The organism is Corynebacterium sp. sy039 (assembly GCF_007904105.1).
GTDB lineage: Bacteria > Actinomycetota > Actinomycetes > Mycobacteriales > Mycobacteriaceae > Corynebacterium.
Genome location: NZ_CP042325.1, coordinates 791,146 through 813,551, shown reverse-complemented (window position 1 = coordinate 813,551; position 22,406 = coordinate 791,146). Strand labels below are relative to the sequence as shown.

Below are 22,406 nucleotides of genomic sequence, written 5' to 3'. Positions count from 1 at the left end.
TTTTAGCACAAAATATCCTCCATCGGATATTCTTTCCGATTCGCTACGCTAGCAAAGCGATCAGGCATACAGGTCAGGATAAAGACTTGGGTGTTCTTTGCGACCTCGGAAATAACCACGCCCATGGCCTTAAGGCGTTGAGCGTCAGAAGCTCCGAGGAGGTCATCCATGAAAATTGGGGTTTCTTCCTCGGCTGCCAGCTGAGCTATGGCAAAACGCATAATAAGCGCTAGCTGTTCTTGCGCACCGCCGGATAGTTCCTTGGAGCCAATGACCGTGCCGCCAAGTACGCGCCCTTGTATTTGTAGGCCTTCGTTGATCTCAAAGGACACGTCTTTGCCAAAAATTGGTTTCGCCAACTGCACAAGCTGTTTGAGCAAAGGCTCTTGATATTTCTTCTGCGCCGCTTCGCGATGCGTTTTAAGCGTAGTGTAGAGCAGCCGTATGGCTTCTGCCCGCTGCACCACTGCGTTATAGCTCATCATTGCCCGGTTCTTTTGTGCAAAAGCATCGTTAAGCTTTTCCGAAACGCCTTCAGCAAAAGCAATAATTCCTTTGAGCTCCTTGAGTTTGCTGTCCGCGTCGTTAAGCGATTTTTCTGCATTAGCAACAATGTTCTGCGCGGCCTGCAACTCAAAATTCAAGGACTCGATATCCAACTTTTCAAGCTGTTGCGCTAATTCTTGCAACCGCACAGCATGCTTCTCGACGCTCTCCTCAGCTTTTATTCGACGCTTAGCGAGCTCTTCATCACTCACAGTTTCGCGACTTCGCGCCAACTTTGCGCATTCACGTTCTAACTGCTGTGTCAAAGAATCAATGAGCACTTGCTTGCGAGCAATGTCATTGCCAAGCGCAATGACAGCGTCCTTACTCGATATCTCGCCTTGCAGTTTTTCTTCTCTACGTAAGCATTCTTCTTCTGCAGCCCTGAGTTGCTCAAGGTCGTCAACTTCAGCCTGAGCTATTTCGTCGGCAGAAAACTGCTGCATTTGGCTTTCTTTTTCTAATTGCCACACACGCTGAGTAAGCTCGTCCACTTTGCGCTTACCAAGCACTTTGTCGCGTTGTTGTGTCAGATCAGTCTTGGTTTTCTCCCATGCAATCGTTGCTTCGCGTATCTGCTCGGCTTCTTCCCAACTATGACATTCAAGTTCCTGCACAACCCTGTGGAGTTTTTGTTGTGCCTGCTCTAGAGCGTCGAGAGCATCTGCTGCTCCAGGTTTCACGCTCAACGACACATCAGCAATCGTGAAAGTTTTTTCTTCTTTCAGAGTTATGGTCGTCGGCTGTGCCCCAATTTGCTGCTGCTCATCATCCACCTGAATCAAGGTATCGTGAGCAGCACTGATACTCACCGATGTGGCTTTACTAGCAAAAACAAGCTCTGCCATCTCCACATCGCGACGTGCCTGCTGCACTCGATCAAAATCGGTGGCACTCATTGTGCGTGATGGTTGTTGCTGCTGTAATTGCTCATCCAACTTCGCCATCTGTGCTAGGTCTTGCTGCACCTCAGTCAGCTCACGACCAGCCTGTATTTTCCCCACGAGTTGTATGCGTTTCCTGAGCTCATTGCGTTGAGCACGACATGACCCTAGTTCTTCTTTGAGCTGCTCTTGTTCTTGTTGCAGCTGCGCTAACTTAGGCACCAAGGGTTCGATCTCTTGTTTTTCTTTGAGAAGCTGCTGTTGCTTTTCTTCGATTTCTTGTATCTGCTCTCGACGCTTGTCCTCGCGCTCTTTGGCATTGTCAAGCGCTTCCTCTAGGTCGTGATGCTGCTCTTGCACCTGACCATATTCTGCTTGAGCTGTTTCTACCTCTTCCCATTGCTTCTGTAACTGCGTGAGCGACTGTCTTTTTTGTGGTAATTCCTTTTCTATTTCCAGAATACGCTGTTCAATTTTTGCGTACTCTTTCAGTGTATGCTCATATTCCTGGTACTTTTTCTGGGCTTCTTCATAACGAGAAACCGCTTCTTCTTTCGCATGAGTCACTCGATGGAAAGGACTGTTTTTGGACGTGGAGTATTTCCCAAGGGCATTGAAATAGTGGGAATAGTCTTGTTCCACCTGCGCTATGAGGTCACTGCCTAAATCGGTGTCTATGCTGCCGGATACTGTGTCGAGAGCTGACTCTACTGCTTTAATATCGCCAATTCCCAGCTTGGAAAAATCAGTTTTCTGCTTTGCCCCAAACTCCGAACTCACAAATAATTCTGCGCCCTGCTCGATAAACAAAGTGCCATATAAGGATTTGTCAAGATTGTCATTGATAATTTCTTCTAGACGAGCGTCAGCATCACGGCCCGTAAGCTGTTCTTTCTTCGGCGCAAGAATATCGAGGTGAGAGGATTTACCTTTCAGCCAACGCTTTCTGACCTTCAACTCATAGCTACCAATGCTGCAGTGCAGTTCTACTTCCGGCCCCACGTCTTTAAGTTTTGGTTGTGTTGCTTTGATGTCTTGGGTATTCGCGCCATGTTTCAGGTTCAGTACATTGCGGACGGCTTCCATAATGGTTGATTTACCCATCTCATTTTCACCGCTGATGAGAATGACACCCCGCTCAGGTAAATCGTCGAGCTGCGCGTGTTCAATACCACGGTAATTTTTGATCTCAATGCTATGTATTTTCATTGTTTCTCTTAATTCCTCTTATTTTTGTCGCTCATGGCATAACGGTAGAACAGGTTTAAGGCATCGTCGATAGTTTGCGCTTGGTCTAAGTCTTGCGGATTCAACTCAGCAATCTCTTCGTCTTCTGTGCTTTCTTCTTCCACGTCATCTTTTTCTTTCCGAGGAAGTTGTTGACTGCGCTCCACTAATTCTTGAAAACTGGTGTAGACGAAACCACTAAGCCCAAGCGCATCCAAATCAGGTTTCACCACAAGATTCATCAAGCGATTATGCTTCATCAACGCTGCAAAAACCGGTTCAAGCGCGGCAAGTTCCGCCTCGAGATAAGCCTTTGTCTGCGAGTCAGCTACCCCCACCAGCGCATACTTAATCACAGTGTTCTTTTTCTCTGGATACGCCTCCAGCCTAGCGATAAACTCCTGAGCATCTCCTAGCGAGTTAATCTCTGCCCGAAGTTGCTCAAAAAACCATACCCCCACTGGGATAGTCTCCACCTCTATATGCTGCTTATCGACGCTGACCACAAGCACATTGCCGGAATTATTCTCCCCACCATCTGTATCAATTTTGTGGAAATCCGTTGTTTCTGGCGAACCTGAAAACCATACCCTACCTGCTTTATCAAGCTGTTTTGTGGAGTGGGTATCCCCCAAACCTAGATAATCAATCACACCAGCAGCAATTTTGCTGTTGACATTATCTAAGTCAATAGCATCCAAATCATCATGCCCTTGGTAGCCCGGTGGCTGCCCATGCCCCACCGCAATCCTGACATAATCAACAGGCTCCAAAGGCGCCAAAGCCTCAGCCACTAAATCCCTCGTTGCTTCCTTGGCATATAAAGGCGCACCAATGATCTCTACTTTTTCACCACTCGCAGCTGTGGCTTCTAGTGGTTTCCCTGCTTCGAGAATATAAATGTTGGCACTGTTTTCAGCCAAGTGCGGAAAATAAGAATGCGCATCTAAAGGATCATGGTTACCTGCTAAAAGATAAATCGGGGTGTCCTTGGCTACCCGATAAAGCTCCTCAGCTGCACGGCTAAAGGTTTGTTCGCTCAACGCATTCCCGTCGAAAATGTCGCCGGCAGCGATAATGAAATCGCAGTCATGTTCTTTTGCCACTTTGCCTAAACGACGAATGGCCTCGACACGATCACCGTCGAATCGCGCTTGGGCTTCGCCTTCTAGAAACCAACGTGTCATGCCAATCTGAAAATCTGATGTGTGTAAAAACCTTATACTCATGGTTTAAGGTCTAACACACAACTACGTCCCCAGCTATGCGAGAATAGAAAATATGAGCGAAATGAGCAAAAATACTCAGTCTTCGACGTCGTGCACAAGAAAATCATACATATCTTCGATATCTGCCACGGCACGTAACTCATCGATGCTGGTGTAAGAGAGCATGCGCATTGCTTTATGTAGGAGGCTAAGGTCAGAATCATTCAGTGCAGGTGCACTTTTTGGCTGCGGCAGTTCAGGTAGTTCATGCCCAGACCAAAAGCTGTCATTCACCTCTGGGGTATCAGTTTTCTTCGGCGTGGATTGCTCCACAATAGATACCTCACGGAATTCCAGAAACCGTTTAAGGTCTGTTTCCCATGTTTGGGTAATGGTGTGCAGCACAGCGATAATGTGCTTACAGCAATAACTCTTATCGGGGCAATCGCAACTCAGAGCCATGTTTTCGTCATCACGACACAACATGAGTTCTAACATCTCGCGAGGCAGACGACTCGTTTTTCGTAGTCTTTCCTGCATAATTTCGCTTATGCGTGCTCTATCTTGCGCATGACGCTGAGGGAAGCGAATATGCACTGTAAAAGGAATGTTTTGCGATCCTATCACCTGAGCACTAATCGCACCACGCTGTGCTTGCATACTCAGCACACTGCCCTGGCGAGCATATGTGCGTCCACGCGCCACCCTTCGCGAATCTGTCAGTTGTGTGATAAGAGAATTGACAAAACTACCAATGGTTTGTGTGTCTTCCTGGTGCACGCGTGTTGGTTGAGCTGACTCGGGGGTGTCTTTGGGAGCACCAAAGTTCGCATAGATGACATTGCCCACGCTTACTCGCTTGGTTTTCTTAGCCATCGTTCTCCTCTGCTTGTGCACTATCGCGATAACTTATGAGCATTTCTAGTTCTTGAGTAGACAGCTCAGTGAGCCAGCCTTCCCCTTCGCCCACGACAGCACCAGCAAGCTGCATTTTGCCTTCAATAATGTCTTGGATTGATTCTTCTAAAGTCCCTACGGTCACCATCTTATAAACCGTGACATTTTTGCGTTGTCCGATCCGAAAGGCACGGTCAGTAGCCTGATTTTCCACCGCTGGATTCCACCAGCGATCCATATGAATTACCATGGACGCAGCGGTTAAGTTTAGCCCCGTGCCACCAGCTTTGAGCGATAGCACCATCACTGGTGGTCCGTCGTCCCGCTGGAAGTTTTCCAACAGCCGATCACGACCTATTTTGCTCACCCCACCGTGTAGAAAAGGAATCGGTTGATCGAAATAATCACTGAGGTAGGAGGCGAGGATATCGCCAAAAGCACGGTATTGGGTAAAAATCAACACTCGCTGCTGTGTTTCTTGTGCCATCGACACCAAGCGCATAAGCTCAGCAGTCTTTCCAGAACGATGCTGGGCGCGCAGCATAAAACTTGAATTGTCACCCAAAAAATGTGCCGGATGGTTACAAATTTGTTTGATCCTGGTCAAAGCTGACAACACTACCCCGCGACGCGCAATCCCTTCAGACTCCTGTAATAGTTTCTTGATTTGCTCAACATACGAGGTATAGAGTGCAGTTTGCTCAGCGGTCATTTTCACGCTCAGCACAATCTCTGATTTCTCCGGAAGGTCACTAATAATGGCGGTATCTGTTTTTAATCTGCGCAAAATAAACGGTGCCGTCAAGGCTTTTAAGCGTTGCGTCATAACTTCGTCGTGATGGCGTTCGATCGCACGCGCAAAGTGATTGATGAAAAACGACGCTGACCCCAAAATTCCTGGGTTGCAGAAATCTAAAATGGATCGTAATTCAGTGAGTTTGTTTTCAATCGGTGTACCCGTTAAAGCTATGCGATGTCGTGCTGGTATGGCGCGCACAGCACGTGCTACTTTCGTACTCGAGTTTTTAATCTGCTGCGCTTCATCGACGACCACCCGCTCCCACTCAATCTGCGCAAATTGCGCATAATCTCGAGTAACTGTGCCATAGCTGCTAATCACCAAATCAACATTCGACGCCTGATCGATAAACTCCTCATCTCGTTTACGCGAGGCACCATGCTGTACTACCACGCGAAACTCAGGAACGAACTTGTGCACTTCACGCTGCCAATTACCCACTACCGATGTCGGGGCAATAATAAGCGTCGGGCGACGCTCCTGCCTCGCTTTTGCACAACGCTCCACCGCCTCAAGCGCCAATAGCTGCAGTGTTTTTCCCAGCCCCATATCATCAGCCAGAATCGCTCCAAGATTATTCGCGCTCATCCAATGCAACCAGTCAACCCCTCGACGCTGATAATCACGCAAATCTGCCTGCACAATGTCAGGGATCGGTACTCTCACCGGCGCGGGGGTATCAAAAGCTGCTACGCCACCAGCAAGTTGCACTGCCCATTGGTCACCACTAAAGGCAATGGGCTGCTCGCTACGCAAAGACACCTCACGCAAATCCGCAATTGTTACTGCCCCAGCGCGCTCATTGGACTGCGCTAATTGTTGCTCGAGTTGAGCAACGACACCAGCCCAATGCTGCTGCTCAGCGCTACCGGGAGCCGCTAGCTCAGCGTGCATCTTTGCTTCTGCTAGATCGGCAAGCAATTTTTTCTTAGAGCTTTGCGCCAATTGCTGCATATATTGGTTGATCTTTTTGACAGTGGCAGTATCTGCTACCACCCATTTTCCTTGTAGCTCAATCAAACCCGATTTAGAGTTGATTAATTGGCGCATCTGCATTTCATCGAGGTTGATATCGTCGATGGATATTTTCCAGTCATACTCGATGATCTTGTCCAGCCCAATCTGGGATTGGGCAACATTATCTGCAGTTTTTACTGAAATTGCTGCTTTCGTCTGCCCCATAGACCATGCCTTAGGCAGCAGGACACTAAAACCACGTTTTCGTAGCTGGGCGACGTCGTGAGCAAGGAATTGCCCCATCTGCTCCATGCTGAGGTAGCAATCCCATTGCCCGGCACCGTCCAGGGAGGCTAATTCGTCGCGCATATGTTGAGCAGGTTCAGACAGTGTTGCGTCGCTGGCGAGAGTGGGTGCAGCAATGAATAATTCTTGCTTGAGAGCATGAAGCCGCTCCCTAGTGAGTCGATCCACAGCGCTTAGATCAATAGGAATGGGTGTATCAGTGCCGGAGCGCACGCGTAGTCGAATAGCCCACACCATATCTTGTGGGTCGCAGTGTTGGAACTGCTCGCTATCTTTGGGCGGTTCTTCGGCTATAACGACTAATTGGGCATCAGAGGCAGTAATGGAATCCCGCCATGCGTTTAGGGCTGATACCACTGACACGGTGCTCAATGATATTGGCTTGGACTCTAACAGGGCTTTGGTAAAATTATGCAGCGGCGTCGCACGTGTTTTTTGTGCAAAAGGCGTCAAAAATGAGTTCGCGATCCAATGACTTAGTTCCTGGGCCATCTCGTGAGCTAAATCTGTGCTTGAGTTGCGTAATAGTACACCTGGGGCTGCCGTATTCATTTGGACTAGCCAAGCGTTTTCTTTGAGTCCCGTAGTAAGCTGCCACATGGGAAACCATCGAGTGTCATGAAAAGATAGTCGTAAACTTAGTCGACCTGCACGCACGAATTGACGCGTACCGCGGTAAAGATGAATCATCCACCGCAAATCCGACGCGATACTCGCCCACTGTGGCTCTAATTGGGACAAAATTTCCACAGCTTGCTGCGGCGCATAAGCAATAGTAGGAACGTGTAATTTCACCATTCGCCCTTTGGGGGTCATCAGTTCCATAGGAACCCGGTGGTTAAACTTACGCCCCGATAGTGCAGCTGCGAGGACTGGTGATAATACTCCGTCTGGTACATCAGCAGGTGCCACAATGCGATGTCCTTCCACCTGTTCTATCCATAAATGCATACCGCTATCTCTGCGCCATAGCCCATGAATAAGGTGAGAAGTCATTCTTATCACTTTAGCTCAGCGCATACTACGCCGCTACAGCGACAAACTTCACAAGGTCGCACGGTTTTGTTAGGCTCCAAAGAACACTGTTGTTCATTTTTAAGAAGGAGGGCACATGAGCGAACACACCTGGTTCATCGTGGCCATCATCATTTATATGGCGACGATGCTCGCCATAGGTTACTGGAGCTACCGCCAAACTAGTGAATATGATGATTATGTCTTAGCTGGTCGTGGGCTTAACCCATTTGTTGCTGCACTATCAGCAGGTGCTTCTGATATGTCAGGATGGCTCCTCATGGGGCTACCTGGTGCGCTTTTTGTGACCGGTATGTCAGAACTCTGGATTGCTATTGGGTTGCTTATTGGTTGTTGGGCTAACTGGAAGTGGGTTGCGCCACGGTTGCGCGCCTATTCCGAGGTTGCTGACGACTCCATCACTATCCCTAGTTTCTTCGAGAACAGGCTTAAGGACAATTCGCATATTCTGCGTATTGCCAGTTCGGTTATCATTATTGTGTTCTTTACGTTCTATGTTTCCTCTGGCATGGTGTCGGGCGGAAAGTATTTTGAGTCCACATTTGGTGCCAATTACATCGACGGTATGCTCATTGTGGCGGTCATTACCGTTGCATATACGTTTATTGGTGGTTTCCTTGCCGTGAGCTATACCGACGCTGTCCAGGGCAGCCTCATGTTCATTTCTTTGGTTATTGTGCCAGTGTTTGCTTTATTCTATCTCGACGACCCCAGCAGCATTTGGACGTGGGCAACGGAACATGACTATGGTCCTTATACCGAAGGCATCGGCAACCCTCAGTATTTTTCCATGATTTCTGGTGTCTCTGCAGCCACAATCATTGGTAATCTTGCTTGGGGTCTGGGCTATTTTGGGCAACCGCATATTATCGTCCGCTTTATGGCTTTGCGCACGCCTGCCGACGCTAAGCAAGGTCGTCTCATCGGCGTGGGTTGGATGCTGCTGTCTATTGTTGGTGCGATTTTCGTCGCAATTGTCGGTACGGCGTTCTTTGGACAAAATGAGCAATTCAGTATCTCTGACCAGACAGCTTTCGAGACAATCTTCCTCGACATGGGCAAAATTTTGTTCCACCCACTTATCGCGGGCTTGATTCTTACTGCGGTGTTGGCAGCAATTATGTCTACTATTTCTTCACAACTGCTCGTTACTTCAAGCTCATTGATTGAAGATATTTTTAAGTTGTTTAAGAAAGAAAAACTTAAAGAAAATGTCCTGATTAACCTTTCGCGTACTGCGGTTGTTGCGGTCGCTGTGGTAGCGGGTGTTCTTGCCCTCCACCCGTCTGATTCCATCCTGGGTCTTGTGAGTTTCGCCTGGGCAGGTTTTGGTTCTGCTTTTGGACCACTGGTGCTGTTTATGCTCTATTGGCGCCGCCTCAATACCCCAGGTGCTGTAGCAGGTATGCTTACTGGCGCAGTCGTATCGTATGCGTGGGGATCTTCTGCTCTTGCTGATGACCTTTATGCGATGGTTCCTGGTTTCCTTTCCGCTACTGTTGTTACCGTTGCTGTTTCGTTGCTTACGGCTCCTCCACGAAGCGAAGTCACTGATACTTTTGATACTGCAGTACGGGTCAGTACGGTTGCAGCTCAAAACCCACATACTGATATCGCTGATATCACTGAAACAGCACTAAAGTCCTAATCTTGGGAACCGTGTGGCGTCGTGTGGAGTCTAAGAATCCATGCGACGTCTTTTTGTATTTCTTAGCGCGCTTAGCATAGCGCTACTGTGTTATTCATTGCCCAAAGAGCGACCTCACCCAGCATTATATGAACTAAGCGCTGGAGCTGCTCGCGTAAAAGTTCCAGGTTATAGTCGGGAAGAATTTGGTGGTGGTTGGGCCACTGCAGCTCATAGTTCGTGTTCAATGCGCATGGTTGTCATCCAGGCAGCGCAAAACAAGCGAGATCAGAACTGCAAACTGGCCAATGCTACATTTAGCGATCCTTATTCTGGCCGTCTCATCGGCCCTCGTGGTCATGGTGAACCAATCGAGATTGATCATGTAATCCCGCTGTCGGCTGCTTGGGATTTGGGGGCATATCGGTGGACGGCTGCCCAGCGCAAAGAGTTCGCCAATGATCCGCTTAATCTCATTGCGGTATCGAAGCAGCAGAATCAAGAGAAATCAGATCAATTACCGTCGCAGTGGTTACCGTCGAAAGCGAAAAATCGCTGTTGGTACGTGGGTCGGGTGGCTCAAGTTGCCGTGCGCTACCAGTTGGCGCTGCCCAGGAAGGATATTGCGGTGATGCGTAGACAATGCGCTGGGAAAATTATCATGTGGTGGGATAGGCTTAGAGGTTGAATTATATTTTCTAAGTTGAAAGGTTACTGTGGGTTCTCTCCTCGTTTTGCTCCATGTCATAGCGGCCATTCTTTTCCTCGGCCCAGTCACTTTTGCCGTGTCGACGTTCCATGTGCGTGCTTTTGCCGCTCACAATGGTGATGAACTTGCTCGTGGTTCTGCAGCGGTGCTGTATAAAATCACTCGTACGTATGGAATTTTGTCGGTGCTGGTCCCCCTCATCGGGTTCGCCATCATGTTTACGGGTGACTATTGGTCCGAGGGTAAGTTCCATATCTCTATCATGTTGTCAGTTTTTGCCTGGGGTATTCTCTATTTCCTTATCCTGCCCATTCAGCAGCGCATGGCTGATGCGCTCAACATTAGCGAAGGGGCTGCAGAGTTCGATTCCGCTTCTTTTTCTTGGGAGAAGGCCAAGAATCACTTGTCAATGTTCGGCGGTATTTTCTCTCTGCTCTGGGTTATCATTGCAGTTTTGATGATTCTTTAGCTAAAAAAATGGCATACCCGATGGGGTATGCCATTTGTCATTTCTTAGTCACGCCAACGACGCTCGCGATCACGACGACGCTCCCGACCATAACCACCTCGACGAGGACCAGTATCTTTTTCGATATGAATTAACTGACCAGAGATACGAGTGTCACGCAGTCTCTCAAAAACGGAGTGCGGCAAGTTTTTCGGCAAATCCACCAAGGTGTGATCTGCCCCAATGGTAATGCGACCAAAGTCTCTGTGGCTCAAGCCACCTTCATTGGCTAGGGCACCCACAATAGAACCAGGACGCACGTGTTGGCGCTTACCTACTGCTAGGCGGTATGTTTCCATGTCTTTGTCATTGCGCTCGAAACGAGAGCCACGGTCACGATCACGACGACGCTCTCGACCATAGCCACGATCCTCGCGGTCAAAGCGCTCACGTCGATCGCGTTCGCGTCGATCGCGTCTTTTATCTGCCGGAGGTTCTTTCATGAAGAACTCACCTGCACGCGCTTGGGTGGCAAGTGCCGCAGCAACGTCTTCTAATGGGACGTCGTGTTGTTCTGCATAGGCTTTGACTAAAGAACGGAATACGTCGATTTGCTTGTCTTCTAGCGATTCCGTAATGGAGTCTGCGAACTTTTCTTTGCGAGATTCATTGACCTCATCGACCGTAGGCAAGTCCATTTCTTCGAGACGAGCATTTGTTGCTCGCTCAATAGAGCGCAGCATACGACGTTCGCGAGGAGTGACGAACAAGATCGCTTCACCGCTTCGACCAGCACGACCCGTTCGACCAATGCGGTGCACATAGCTTTCAGTGTCGTTAGGGATGTCGTAGTTGAATACGTGAGTGATACGATCTACGTCCAAACCACGGGCTGCAACGTCGGTGGCCACCAAAATATCCAAGCGACCATCTTTGAGCTGATCGACGGTGCGTTCACGCTGTGCCTGAGCAATATCACCATTGATCGCTGCAGCGGAAAATCCACGTGCACGCAGCTTCTCAGCAAGCTCTTCAGTTTCATGCTTCGTGCGCACAAACATGATCATTGCCTCAAACTCAGTAACCTCAAGAATACGAGTTAGTGCGTCAAGTTTATTGCGGTGGGCAACGCTAAGGTAGCGTTGGGTGATGTTAGTGTTGGTACGCGTTTGACTCTTTACTTGAATCTCACGCGGATCATTCATGTATTGCTTGGAGATACGTCGAATGCCATTAGGCATGGTCGCAGAGAAGAGTGCAACTTGCTTGTCTTCAGGTGTGTCTTCCAAAATGCGCTCAACATCTTCTTGGAAGCCCATGTTGAGCATTTCATCTGCCTCATCAAGCACCAAGAAACGCAAAGCAGAAATATCCAAAGAGCCTTTTTCCAGGTGGTCAATAACACGACCAGGCGTACCCACAATAATCTGGGCTCCCCGACGCAAACCGGAAAGCTGAATACCATAAGCCTGCCCACCATAGATAGGCAGAATATGGATATCGCCTAAGTGATCCGCAAAAGACTGGAAAGAATCAGCAACTTGCAGTGCTAGTTCACGAGTCGGTGCCAAGATAAGTGCCTGCGGATGACGCACTTTCTTATCAATGCGCGACAAAATCGGCAATGCAAAAGCTGCAGTCTTACCTGTTCCTGTTTGTGCTAAGCCAAGAACATCATGCCCTTCCATGAGTACGGGTATGGTCTGCGCCTGGATAGGCGAAGGAACCTCAAACCCGACTCTCTGCACAGCTTGCAGAACTGCAGGCGCTAACCCAAGATCCTCGAACCCTGTCTGCGCAGTCTTGCTGTCTTTCTGCTCAGATTCAGGATCATGGTGTGTATCATCACTGTCTGAGTCGCGCTTTTGTTGTACTTGTTCATTAGTGTCCGCTTCTTGCGCGGAGCCGGCGTCCTCAGAAGTGTTCGCAACCCTGGCATTTTCTTCTTCTCCCACTATATCTTCCAAAGAATAGGGAGCATCTACCTGCGAATTATCCTGAGATTCCGACAATAAATTCACGTCCAGCTCGTTCTCGCCGCTGGTGGCGTTATCGGTAATACTCATCTCTCTTACAAACCTACGCTATGGGCGCTTGTTTTACCTACTCAAACATTCATTTAGTGACACTTACACACGAGAAAAATATATGTGTAACTTATCACTCAGCTATTTTCTAGTGCCCTGATGAGTATTTTATGCTCCACAGAGTTCTCAGCCGTCAGTACCACAAGATCTGTGCCAGTCACGAAAGCATTGGGAGGAGCACTCATTGGCTCGATCGCCACTGCCCGCCCAGTAGGAGACGTTGGAAAATCATGAGGCGTAAAAATCTGTTGCCACCGCAAATTCGGACTGCACAACATCTCCACCCCACAACCATTGTGTTCTAATTGGGCACGAACCCCACCAGAACCAGACCAGTAGAAGCAGTCATCAAAAAATTGACCGCGCAATGCTATCCCTGCCGCCAAGTCGGCTGCTCGTCGTGTAGCTTTTACGATCCCTTGTGGCAGTTTTCTTTGATCACTCAACGCAAGTTGCTTATCGACGCTCACCTGCAGCACACATTGTGCCGGATCTATATCCTGAGCACAAAGGTATGTATGCAAGCCAAAAGCATAAGGTGCTGCTCGATATGGTGTTCGCGCAATAAAATCAGCATGAAGCCCATGCCCGTCTAGTACATATCGTGCCCGAATATCTATTTGCCAAGGAAAACCAAGCTCCGGTCCACACGAAATCCCTAATTCCACAGAGTGCGGATGTGCTTGAATAACCTGCCATATTCGATCCAAAACTAAACCATGAATGGCATTAGCACGCTCAGGCTCCGTTATCGGCAGCTGGTAACTTTTTCCTTGAAACTGGTAGCGACCATCTTCAATCCGATTGGGCCACGGGGCGAGTACCACACCCGATGCCATAGGCGGAGTCATGGAGTCAGGATATGGTTCAACTAAGTTTTTCCCCTTGTAGGTCAGGGCTTTAATACCGCCACCATAAGTGGAAATTTCCGCCTCGTAATCTTGGTAGCCCAGCTTGATTACTGTATATGCGTTTCCAGAAGGAGTCATAAGGAAAATTTTTCCAGAAAACAGCGATTTACACCATAGACAAAATCGAAAATATGTTCTATCCTTTTTTGAGATTATGTCGCCGATAAAAATTAAGGTCTACCACCATGAAAAAAGTAATCAACTTCCCCTCTGCACAACGTCATCTTCGTCGTCGTTCATTATCTGCACATACTATTTCTGCGACCCATCCGGAAACCATTGCGCAGATTCATACCATGCTCAAACATCCACGTTCGCTTGCGCGCCCAATGCCACACTGGCGCCCGCTGCGGAAAAAACTTCCTGTCACACCACGGGGCGAGAAACTTGTACTCGCACTGAGTCGTCACCGAGTTGGTATGCGGATTCAAGCAAGAATGACAGGTTATGGAGCAACAGCTACTCCGGCATATGTCGTGAGCATGAGGATAAGTGATCCGCACAGTGGTTATGTTGCGCAAGATACTGCGTATGCTTGGGTTACTGCAATAGCTGGCGCTAAATATAGCCACTGTATTCATGAGTTTGTGCATGAAAGTACCCCTACGTTTGCCTGGCTCGTGGACAAAGATTTCACACCGATTCCTTCCCCTGCATCTCTTTTTGAGAACACGAGCCAAGCAGCTTAAGCAACAGGAGAAGGCAAAAAGACCTCATTGACTGTACAGTACTGACGCATTTCTGATATCACGCGTGCATCATGGCAAGTAAGAACCATTGCTTGACCTTGCCGAAGTGCTGCTGCTAGAAGGTGATGAAAATACTGCCGCGAATGTCTATCAAGTCCAACATCAGGCTCATCAAGCAGCACTACTTGGGTTTTTCTCCCCAATACTGCTGCTACTTGCCCAAGACGCAGATGTGCCTGAGGCACATCATAAGGATGCATCTCAGGGTCAATCCCCCACTGTGCCAATAACTCATCATTACCAACAAATTGCGACATAGTCGTGCTAAAAACTTGATCCGTTGCCTGCTGGGTTTGCATCGTAACGGATACATCGAGCCCCTCTGCACCATCAAAACCTACCATGGCACGCATTAAGGAAGTTTTTCCTGCACCGTTAGCTCCGCGCAACCATGTTATTTCGCCTTGGAACAAGGGTAAAGAAATTTCTTCACTCCTAAAAACGCGCTGCTGCGGGGCACGGAATTGCCAAAACTTTCGTTTCTTTACCCCACGCACCGCCTGCACAGTTCCGATGGGAATTTCTCGTCGAATACCATCCGAAGATGCTACGCGTTCAGGAATCTCAAATGGTTTTTCCTCAGGTTTTTGGGTGGTTAAAGAATCATCGTATAGGTAGAAGCGATGAAAAGAATCATCTAACAATTCATGATCTTCAGTAAGTAACAAAATCACTGCCCCTGGATAACCCGCGATGAAATCAATAACCGCCTGGATGGACTGTTGATCCAGACCAGCAAAAGGGCTATCAAGAAATAAAACTTTATGCTCGAGAATTGCTACTTCAGCAATAGAAAGTCGTTTTGTTTGTCCACCAGATAATTGCGCCGGGTTTGCTTCACTCAACTGCCATAGCCCCAGCTGGGTCAGAATGTGCCGTGCGCGACGATGCATATCGTCGGAAGCGATACCACGCTGCTCTAAGCCGAATACCACTTCTTCAATAACAGTATCGCGCAAGAAAGTAATGTTGTTGTCAGCTTTCTGACTAGCAATCGCCACATTTTCCGGATCTGCCTCATACGTTTCCTGTGCAAAGCGGCTCAGCCCAGAACCAGAATCACCAATAATAACGCTACGTGTCCCCGCCGAATAATCAATCATCTTCTATCCCCTAAGCAACACTTTAACCGCTACAACAATGACCACAGCAATAATCGGGATCAGCAATCGGGCAATCTGCTGCCCTTTCGTATCTGGAACTGGTCGCAATATAGTACGCGGACCAGGCCTATCCACACCAGCAAGATCAAGTGCTAATGTTCGCTGAGCACCTTGACTAAGCACATAAACAATCACAGGGATTAACATTCCGATGTAAATACTGATTTTCGATTTATAACCAGCAAGAATACGCGCTTCTTTCATAGCTTGAACAGCTTGAGTTGCCTGCGGCAAAAATTGCAATGTTGCCCCGAGAATATAAGACAATTTGTGATTGATATTCGTTGCCTGGATCGCCTTGACTAAAAGCGGCACGCTGCTGAACGTCATTGCAGACAATACTGCTGCCATAAGTGCACAAAAACGCAGACTCAACTGAGCACTGACCAGTAAACCATCACTGGTCACAAACGGAAGGATATGATACTCACCATAAGGAGCATGGATGATGAGCACGGAAAAAGCAAAGGGCAGCGATAACATCAAAGAGCTAAACACCACCGAAAAATTACGCGTCGCTGCCACGCCAATGATCCATGCACTCGCTATAACGACAAGTGAGAGCGCAAAATGATTGATACCAAGAATAAGAATCCAAGAAGAAAAACCACATACTAAAGCCGTTAATGGGTTAATAGCTTTCATGGTACCTCCTCGTCACTCAATCATTCTTTACGTTTCTTAGGAGCTAGAGCAGCCAAAGTACGTTTCGGCAACGATTTAACCGTCACCCATACAATGAGCATGACGATAGCTTTATCAAGCGGATCGGAAATAAACGATTGCAGCGTTACCGAAGCCAGCAAGGAATTGCCCATTTCTCGTAGCGCAGATACTACAGCACCAGTTCCTACTCCAGCAGTACCACCATAAACAAACGCAGCAACCGGTGAAGATAGTGAACCACATACAATCCCCAAGATCGCCCCAGCGATAATCACAGTGAAGATATTTCTGAAGGCTCCTTTTTTAATGAGCCAACCAGAAAACGCACCGATAGATGCGCTTACCGCAGCAAAAGGCAATGCTGCTGGTGTAAGCAATCCCCACACCACAGAGCTTAAGGTTCCCGTCGCTAAGCCAGCAACAGGACCAGCCAAGGCAGCAACGAGCACTGTCCCCACTGAGTCAAGGTATAGCGGCACACCAATAGAACCGATGATTTGCCCAACCACGATGTTGAGCACCAAAGCAACAGGAACTATCGCAATTGTACGTGCAGGCAGTGTCGGCAAGGTACCAGCAAGCAATAGCAACGCCCCAACTACATAACCGAATAATGTAATAAGAGCTGCCGACGACCCACCAACTGATTCCCAGTCGGATGGACGAGTAATAACCAAATAAAGCCATGTGGCAACGATAAGCAGCGTACCGGCAAGTACCAGCCCACGCTGGGTTGGCGTAAAATTAGATTGAGTCTGTGACTGTGACATTATGTCTCTTTCTCTCCAGATAAAATTTGAGCGCAGCAAAGAACACTGCTTTTCTATGTCACCTCGAAAAACAGCTTTTCACGTTGGATACTAGCCTATTTGCTTGCTAAGTGTGAAGCCAAAAACTGCATTGCGTTAAAAAAATCGGCATAAGCCTGCTCAAAATCCACGTCAATTACCAGTGCCACCGAGTCACGATGTGAAGCAGCACTATCCCAGTGATTCTTATAATCGGCAACTGTGGTACCACGCATAAGCGTTGACTCTGTTTCTACATCAACAGTCACACGACGTACGTGTGTTTTAACGCGCCCAAGGGCAATCATGCACGTTAATAGATCATGGATCTGTGCTTGATAGCCTTCACCTTGTTGCTCATGAAACTCGAAATAAAACCGCAAGGCATCGTCGATAAGCTCGGCAAGGATATGATCAGAAAATATCGCACGAAGTCTTGTCACATCTTCTGGAGTGATAAGCATTTTCTCGGTGACAGATAACGAACACAATCTAAGAGGATGCGCAGAATGCGCAGCTTGAAAAACCTTTTGTGCAGCGTGAGGATCCACCCAACAATTCCATTCCGCTGTCGGCGTGGTGTTGCCAGGGTAAAGGAAACTACCCCCCATAATGCTCACATTATGGGGCAGCCCATGAGTCTCCATCCATCGAGCTAGATTAGTGGTCGGCCCGGTAACAATAAGATGAGCCTGTGGTGTAGTGCTAAGCACCTGCGTCCATAGCTCCTGCCAATTATTGTGCGGGGTGCTTGTGAGCATTGTTTCCGTCACCTGGACATAGCCCAGACCACTTTCGCCATGTGTCTCAGGAGTAGTCACGAGAGGCACCACCAAAGGATTCATGGATCCCTGAGACACTGGAATAGTTGCCAGCTCGCATAGATCTAGAATATAGCGAGAATTCCAGGCGCATTGCTGAGCACTAACATTTCCAGCGCTTGTACTCACGCCGGTGAGAATGATGTCGCCTTTGTGGTGCAAAGCAGCAAGATATATCAATGCAATAGCATCATCGATACCAGTATCACAATCTAGTAATACTGGTAATGGTCGCAAGTTGTTCGATATCACGCTGAGTTATTCGTCCGTATCCTCAAAATCTTCAAGGTCATCTGCGTATTCATCCATCTCAGCTATTTCATCTATGTCGTCTATCTCTATCTCGTCGTAATCCGATATATCAAAAACCTCATACTCTGAGTAATCGTCATCATATTCATCAAAAGGCACTAATTGCGATTCCCAATCAGCTCCTTGATCTGCAGCAAGAGATAAGACGTCGAAAAGCTTGTCCCAATCGTCGAAGGTGCCTAGCTCTAACACCTCATTGTCCTCAGGATGCGATGCAATATCGTAGAGGAGTTTTTGCTGCTGTCGTTTGGTTGCACCGTCGATATTATGCAAAGATGCCAGGACTTCATCACGCTCATTGGCATAAGAAGCTAGTTCTTCCCCCAAAGCAATAAATACTACAGACGCTGTCGGGGTTGTTTCTTCGCTTTCCACGCACACACGTATCACAGAGGTATGTGTTACCCCTGCATATACCACACGAGCGTCAAAAGGATCATGGAAAAACTCTAAGTCAGCAATGCGCTCATCAGTACCATCAAGAAGATCTTGAAGTACCGTGACTACTTGGTCGGTTGCGATATGCCCTAATACTGTTTTTACTGCGTCGTCAACAGAAAACACCACAGAAACCAGTGCGGAATCAAATAGTTCTTCTTCATCATCGGCAACAGCATTAGCGATATAAACATTTGCCGCTGGCAAATCTGCATCTATTTCAATGAATTGGATTTCAATGCCAGAAGTAATTGGCACAAACATCACATCATCATTGACCCGCGATTCAATACCAGCGTTATCAAGGCTAGTTGCGATGTCCTCAAAAAAACTCATTGTTGTGGCTCCTCGCCCTCGGCATGAGATGAAACTAGACCATTTTTATGATCCAGGCACCAGCCTAATACTTCTGTGGCTTTCGTGCTGGATATTTTCGTACTAATACTCATAAGCCGCAATAATCCGAGCATACCGCTGCTGTTTTTCTTGATGCGGGCACGAGACGCATTTCGCAATCTCTGGCGAATGATAAATCATGCAGCAGCTAGAGCGATGTGCCACGAGCACATCTGGCGCTGCCGCCACATCATGAGTCTCTGCAAGTTCCACTATGGTGTCGTCGATAAGCTCGGCGAATCGCGGTGTAGGCAATGGCCAGGCACTGTGTCGTTGTATTCCTGCCAAAATTTGCGGGATAGCGCGCAGAGCTTTTGCGGTTTCTAGTTCTTCATTGGCGCTAGCAATCGACGACTGCACCACGGCATCAGCGACGAGTGCCCATAAAGGTGCTGGTCGCATTCCACTGTGCTCGCATATCTTAGCGATAATCGGAGCAAAACTGCGAGCAATCCCCATACCCATATCTTCATAGTCACGAGCTTGAGCCTGTGGTCGTAGCCCAAACCAAAACCCTTGCGCATCTCGACGAAAAAGCAAGGCTGCTGAGTGTGCGTCATCGGAAAAGTCTATTGCTGGGATTATCTCAGAGCGAATCATCACATACAGTGCTGGGCTTAGCACATCATTGAGAAAAGTATAAAGCCACAGATGTAGCTGATGCTTCAACTGCTCAAGGTGGAAAATATCGGCGCATGCTGTGGCGATATCAGCTAAGGCTTCACTACTGAGCAATTGCTGAGCACTAATTATCTGAGAGGACTCTGATACAACAAGGCAGGGACTAAACCGCGGATAATCCAATACCAGACGATCAAGCTCTTGGGCTAGGTTTTGTGTCATACTTCTGGTCGCCCTATTCCCCATTCGGTCATGTCATAATTTTGCCATGCTTGACGACGATTACGCTGTGGATCATAAATCACATGACTATGACGATCAAAAATTTTCGTTGCTCTACCTGGAAAAATATCATTAGGCGCTACATAGCGAGGCCAGTGATGCCCCGGATTACCATGATGAATAAAGTGAGCCCAGTGGTACTGCATTTGTTCTTTGAGCTCAAGTAAATTATTTTTCCCAGCCAACTTATGCAGTGCAGACACTTTAGAGCCGGTTAAATCACCAAAAACTGGGGTCAATTCCATAGCATGCATAGCACCTAAACCAAGTTTTTTAAGTAGAGCAGGAGAAAAATCAAAACGATACATCCACGTATCTGCATGAGTGCAATGAGAATGCGCAGCCTGCATCGCTGGTGCCCAAAAAAGAGCGTCGGCAAGCAAAAAGGCAAAATCTCTGCGCAGTTGCGCTCCACCATAGGTCGCTAATACAGCAGGTGCGCCTTGAGGATCGAAATCTTCCAGCATCCGGGTGGCTGCTTTGATTCTTGACTTTTGCCGAATATAGAAACCTTGAGCTAAAGCTACTTCATCAGAGTTCGTTCCGATCAGCAGAGGAACTTTATGCTGTTTTCCCTGCGAAAAAACATGAAGAGGGTGCGAAGGCAGAGTGGTTTTATCTACAGTTGGCGCATAGCAGGAGTTGAGATAAAACAATTCTCGACTGCGCCACAACATAGATTGCCCAGCACGGATGAGGTCTTTTGTAGGTATCTTACGCAGATATGCCAATAGCGAAGACTCAGAATTGGCAGTACGCAACGCATGGTGACCGTAATTTTTCGCTAATCGACGCACCAACTGTTTTGTCCAAAAACGCGACTGTGCAGCAGAATGCACAACAGAAATTGGTGGTGATTGGGCAATAGCTCGGTGAAATAATCCTTGGGTAGCTGGCACGCACATCAGCGTTAATACTGCAGCACCACCCGCAGACTCGCCCATCAAGGTGACATTATGTGGATCGCCACCAAAAGCAGCGATATTTTCTCGGATCCACTGTAATGCCAAAACTTGGTCGAGAACTGCAGGATTGGCAACGCAATCATCACCAAGAGAACGCATATCCAGGTAACCAAGCACCCCTAAGCGAAAATTGATTGATACGTACACCACGTTAAGATCTCGAGCAAAACCGTGTCCACGCAATAACTGTTGGTGCGAGGAACCATAGATAAATGAGCCACCATGAAAATAAACAACCACGGGCAATACGTCGTCAGTATCTGGTCGTACAATATCTAGGTTAAGACAATCCTGTGACCCAATAACAGCGTCGTTAAGACCATATGTTGGTTGGGGTGCAACTTTGCCATAGTCATAAGCAGTCTTAATACCTTGCCAGGGTTGCACTGGAACAGGCGCAAGAAAGCGACGTTTCTTTGCTGTAGTTTGTCCATAGGCAACACCGCGCCAGGTACGCACGCGATCAATAATCACTCCCTCAATTTTTCCTTGCCGTAACTGAGCAACGGGACCACGAGAAATAATCTTCATAGATACAAGATCCAGACAAAACCTAGACAAAACTAAAGCAAAAACAACGCTAACGCACCATAGGCACGACGTTTTCATCTTACAAAGTTTTATCTCGCATTGCCGTGTTTGTTTTTGGCTTAGCTATCGCCTGATATGTGTTTGCACAATCACAAGACTCACCATGATCTGCACTAGCAATGCTTGCTTACGCTACAGTGGTAAAGCATGATCAATATCATCGACCGCGATACAATTTTGTGCATTTCGCTGGCAGCGAAGCCCTCTCATCATGGAGTACGGTTCCATAATTGGCTCTATGATCGCCTGGGGCTTAATTATGTGTATAAGGCTGTTGCGCCACACGACATTCACGCTGCCGTCGCGGGAATCCGTGGCTTAGGTATCCGTGGTGCCGGGGTATCAATGCCTTATAAACAAGATGTTATTGCTCTGCTTGATGAGTTAGATCCATCAGCGCGTAGAATCCATGCGGTTAACACCATCGTTAATACTGACGGGGTGCTTAAAGGATATAACACCGACTATCTTGCAGTACGGGAACTAGCGCAAGAAAAGAAGTTGGATCCGCAGGCGTCAATTGCTGTACTTGGCTCCGGTGGTATGGCCTACGCGGTTGTCGCAGCACTGAGCGATTATGGTTTTACTGGCGGTACAGTGGTAGCGCGCAATGAATACACCGGCAGTGAACTCGCGCAGCGTTATCAATGGAATTATTCCAGGGAGGTTCCGCCGCAAACTCAGATTCTAGTTAATGTCACTCCGCTGGGTATGTATGGTGATTATGAGGATGTTCAAGCCTTTAGTGATACTGCCATTAGTAGCGCTGAGGTGGTGTTCGATGTGGTGGCATATTCCGGTTGATACACCTTTGATTCAAGCTGCACAGGCACAATCAAAAATAGTTATCACCGGTGGTGAAGTCGTAGCGTTACAAGCTGCACGGCAATTTACTCTCTACACTGGAGTAGAGCTCACATCAGAAGATATTGCCGCAGCAGAACATTATGCACAACAAGTTTAAGGAAATTAT

General features: G+C 47.8%; 17 protein-coding genes and 1 pseudogene. 5 read left to right on the top strand and 13 right to left on the bottom strand.

The features are described 5' to 3' along the window. Nucleotides 1-2: 2 nt before the first annotated feature. The 4 genes from FQV43_RS03685 to FQV43_RS03670 form a co-directional block, all read right to left on the bottom strand. Nucleotides 3-2,639, bottom strand: a complete 2,637-nt coding sequence (locus FQV43_RS03685; protein ID WP_146338940.1) for an AAA family ATPase — start codon at nucleotides 2,637-2,639, stop codon at nucleotides 3-5. Nucleotides 2,640-2,647: 8 nt separating this feature from the next. Further along, a complete protein-coding gene (locus FQV43_RS03680; RefSeq protein ID WP_146338939.1) occupies nucleotides 2,648-3,886 on the bottom strand; it encodes a metallophosphoesterase in 1,239 nt (412 codons plus the stop codon). A gap of 75 nt (nucleotides 3,887-3,961) precedes the next feature. Then, a complete protein-coding gene (locus tag FQV43_RS03675; protein ID WP_146338936.1) occupies nucleotides 3,962-4,741 on the bottom strand; it encodes an SWIM zinc finger family protein in 780 nt (259 codons plus the stop codon). Then, nucleotides 4,734-7,820, bottom strand: a complete 3,087-nt coding sequence (locus tag FQV43_RS03670) for a DEAD/DEAH box helicase (protein WP_146338934.1) — start codon at nucleotides 7,818-7,820, stop codon at nucleotides 4,734-4,736. Before FQV43_RS03670 ends, FQV43_RS03675 begins: the two co-directional genes overlap by 8 nt. 115 nt (nucleotides 7,821-7,935) lie before the next feature. Here FQV43_RS03670 and putP point away from each other — a divergent pair, with 115 nt between their 5' ends. Genes putP through FQV43_RS03655 form a run of 3 tightly spaced genes read left to right on the top strand, consistent with a single transcriptional unit; the run spans nucleotide 7,936 to nucleotide 10,664 of the window. Continuing rightward, nucleotides 7,936-9,507 (top strand): sodium/proline symporter PutP, encoded by a 1,572-nt coding sequence (putP, locus tag FQV43_RS03665; protein WP_144274549.1) that lies wholly within the window; start codon nucleotides 7,936-7,938, stop codon nucleotides 9,505-9,507. A gap of 40 nt (nucleotides 9,508-9,547) precedes the next feature. Beyond that, nucleotides 9,548-10,174 carry an HNH endonuclease family protein gene (locus FQV43_RS03660; RefSeq protein ID WP_146338932.1) on the top strand — a complete coding sequence of 209 codons (627 nt, stop codon included), beginning with the start codon at nucleotides 9,548-9,550 and terminating at the stop codon, nucleotides 10,172-10,174. 28 nt (nucleotides 10,175-10,202) lie between these two features. Then, a complete protein-coding gene (locus FQV43_RS03655; RefSeq protein ID WP_146338930.1) occupies nucleotides 10,203-10,664 on the top strand; it encodes a DUF2269 domain-containing protein in 462 nt (153 codons plus the stop codon). A 44-nt stretch (nucleotides 10,665-10,708) separates the two neighbouring features. Here FQV43_RS03655 and FQV43_RS03650 read toward each other — a convergent pair whose 3' ends face one another. Next, nucleotides 10,709-12,709: a DEAD/DEAH box helicase gene (locus FQV43_RS03650; RefSeq protein ID WP_146338928.1), complete on the bottom strand. Its 2,001-nt coding sequence runs from the start codon at nucleotides 12,707-12,709 to the stop codon at nucleotides 10,709-10,711. Nucleotides 12,710-12,807: 98 nt separating this feature from the next. Beyond that, nucleotides 12,808-13,719 carry an aldose 1-epimerase family protein gene (locus tag FQV43_RS03645; RefSeq protein WP_146338926.1) on the bottom strand — a complete coding sequence of 304 codons (912 nt, stop codon included), beginning with the start codon at nucleotides 13,717-13,719 and terminating at the stop codon, nucleotides 12,808-12,810. Nucleotides 13,720-13,826: 107 nt separating this feature from the next. Between FQV43_RS03645 and FQV43_RS03640 the strand changes: the two genes are divergently transcribed. Then, a complete protein-coding gene (locus FQV43_RS03640) occupies nucleotides 13,827-14,330 on the top strand; it encodes a hypothetical protein (protein WP_146338924.1) in 504 nt (167 codons plus the stop codon). On the opposite strand, the gene FQV43_RS03635 is transcribed toward FQV43_RS03640, so the two are convergent. The 7 genes from FQV43_RS03635 to FQV43_RS03605 all read right to left on the bottom strand — a co-directional run bounded on the left by FQV43_RS03635 (nucleotide 14,327) and on the right by FQV43_RS03605 (nucleotide 21,373). Next, nucleotides 14,327-15,493, bottom strand: coding sequence for an ATP-binding cassette domain-containing protein (locus tag FQV43_RS03635; RefSeq protein ID WP_146338922.1), 1,167 nt, complete (start codon nucleotides 15,491-15,493; stop codon nucleotides 14,327-14,329). The two genes, FQV43_RS03640 and FQV43_RS03635, sit on opposite strands and share 4 nt — an antisense overlap. 3 nt (nucleotides 15,494-15,496) lie before the next feature. Beyond that, nucleotides 15,497-16,198, bottom strand: coding sequence for an energy-coupling factor transporter transmembrane protein EcfT (locus FQV43_RS03630; protein WP_146338920.1), 702 nt, complete (start codon nucleotides 16,196-16,198; stop codon nucleotides 15,497-15,499). A 20-nt stretch (nucleotides 16,199-16,218) separates the two neighbouring features. Continuing rightward, nucleotides 16,219-16,989, bottom strand: a complete 771-nt coding sequence (locus FQV43_RS03625; RefSeq protein WP_146338918.1) for an ECF transporter S component — start codon at nucleotides 16,987-16,989, stop codon at nucleotides 16,219-16,221. Between the two features lie 95 nt (nucleotides 16,990-17,084). After that, nucleotides 17,085-18,080 (bottom strand): nucleoside hydrolase, encoded by a 996-nt coding sequence (locus tag FQV43_RS03620; protein ID WP_246846958.1) that lies wholly within the window; start codon nucleotides 18,078-18,080, stop codon nucleotides 17,085-17,087. A gap of 6 nt (nucleotides 18,081-18,086) precedes the next feature. Next, nucleotides 18,087-18,914, bottom strand: coding sequence for a hypothetical protein (locus FQV43_RS03615; protein ID WP_144274531.1), 828 nt, complete (start codon nucleotides 18,912-18,914; stop codon nucleotides 18,087-18,089). 102 nt (nucleotides 18,915-19,016) lie between these two features. After that, on the bottom strand, nucleotides 19,017-19,817 hold the full coding sequence (locus FQV43_RS03610) for a (2Fe-2S)-binding protein (protein ID WP_168195031.1): 801 nt from the start codon (nucleotides 19,815-19,817) through the stop codon (nucleotides 19,017-19,019). Further along, nucleotides 19,814-21,373, bottom strand: coding sequence for a carboxylesterase/lipase family protein (locus tag FQV43_RS03605; protein ID WP_144274527.1), 1,560 nt, complete (start codon nucleotides 21,371-21,373; stop codon nucleotides 19,814-19,816). The genes FQV43_RS03610 and FQV43_RS03605 overlap by 4 nt, the downstream gene beginning before the upstream one ends. Nucleotides 21,374-21,580: 207 nt before the next feature. Between FQV43_RS03605 and FQV43_RS03600 the strand changes: the two are divergent. After that, nucleotides 21,581-22,397 (top strand): annotated as a pseudogene (locus tag FQV43_RS03600) (shikimate 5-dehydrogenase). The last annotated feature ends 9 nt before the right edge of the window (nucleotides 22,398-22,406 follow it).

Bases quoted from the DNA above. Each gene is read 5' to 3' on its own strand.
- FQV43_RS03685 (WP_146338940.1), bottom strand. From the start codon at position 2,639: ATGAAAATACATAGCATTGAGATCAAAAATTACCGTGGTATTGAACAC.
- FQV43_RS03680 (WP_146338939.1), bottom strand. From the start codon at position 3,886: ATGAGTATAAGGTTTTTACACACATCAGATTTTCAGATTGGCATGACA.
- FQV43_RS03675 (WP_146338936.1), bottom strand. From the start codon at position 4,741: ATGGCTAAGAAAACCAAGCGAGTAAGCGTGGGCAATGTCATCTATGCG.
- FQV43_RS03670 (WP_146338934.1), bottom strand. From the start codon at position 7,820: ATGACTTCTCACCTTATTCATGGGCTATGGCGCAGAGATAGCGGTATG.
- putP (WP_144274549.1), top strand. From the start codon at position 7,936: ATGAGCGAACACACCTGGTTCATCGTGGCCATCATCATTTATATGGCG.
- FQV43_RS03660 (WP_146338932.1), top strand. From the start codon at position 9,548: ATGCGACGTCTTTTTGTATTTCTTAGCGCGCTTAGCATAGCGCTACTG.
- FQV43_RS03650 (WP_146338928.1), bottom strand. From the start codon at position 12,709: ATGAGTATTACCGATAACGCCACCAGCGGCGAGAACGAGCTGGACGTG.
- FQV43_RS03645 (WP_146338926.1), bottom strand. From the start codon at position 13,719: ATGACTCCTTCTGGAAACGCATATACAGTAATCAAGCTGGGCTACCAA.
- FQV43_RS03640 (WP_146338924.1), top strand. From the start codon at position 13,827: ATGAAAAAAGTAATCAACTTCCCCTCTGCACAACGTCATCTTCGTCGT.
- FQV43_RS03635 (WP_146338922.1), bottom strand. From the start codon at position 15,493: ATGATTGATTATTCGGCGGGGACACGTAGCGTTATTATTGGTGATTCT.
- FQV43_RS03630 (WP_146338920.1), bottom strand. From the start codon at position 16,198: ATGAAAGCTATTAACCCATTAACGGCTTTAGTATGTGGTTTTTCTTCT.
- FQV43_RS03625 (WP_146338918.1), bottom strand. From the start codon at position 16,989: ATGTCACAGTCACAGACTCAATCTAATTTTACGCCAACCCAGCGTGGG.
- FQV43_RS03615 (WP_144274531.1), bottom strand. From the start codon at position 18,914: ATGAGTTTTTTTGAGGACATCGCAACTAGCCTTGATAACGCTGGTATT.
- FQV43_RS03610 (WP_168195031.1), bottom strand. From the start codon at position 19,817: ATGACACAAAACCTAGCCCAAGAGCTTGATCGTCTGGTATTGGATTAT.
- FQV43_RS03605 (WP_144274527.1), bottom strand. From the start codon at position 21,373: ATGAAGATTATTTCTCGTGGTCCCGTTGCTCAGTTACGGCAAGGAAAA.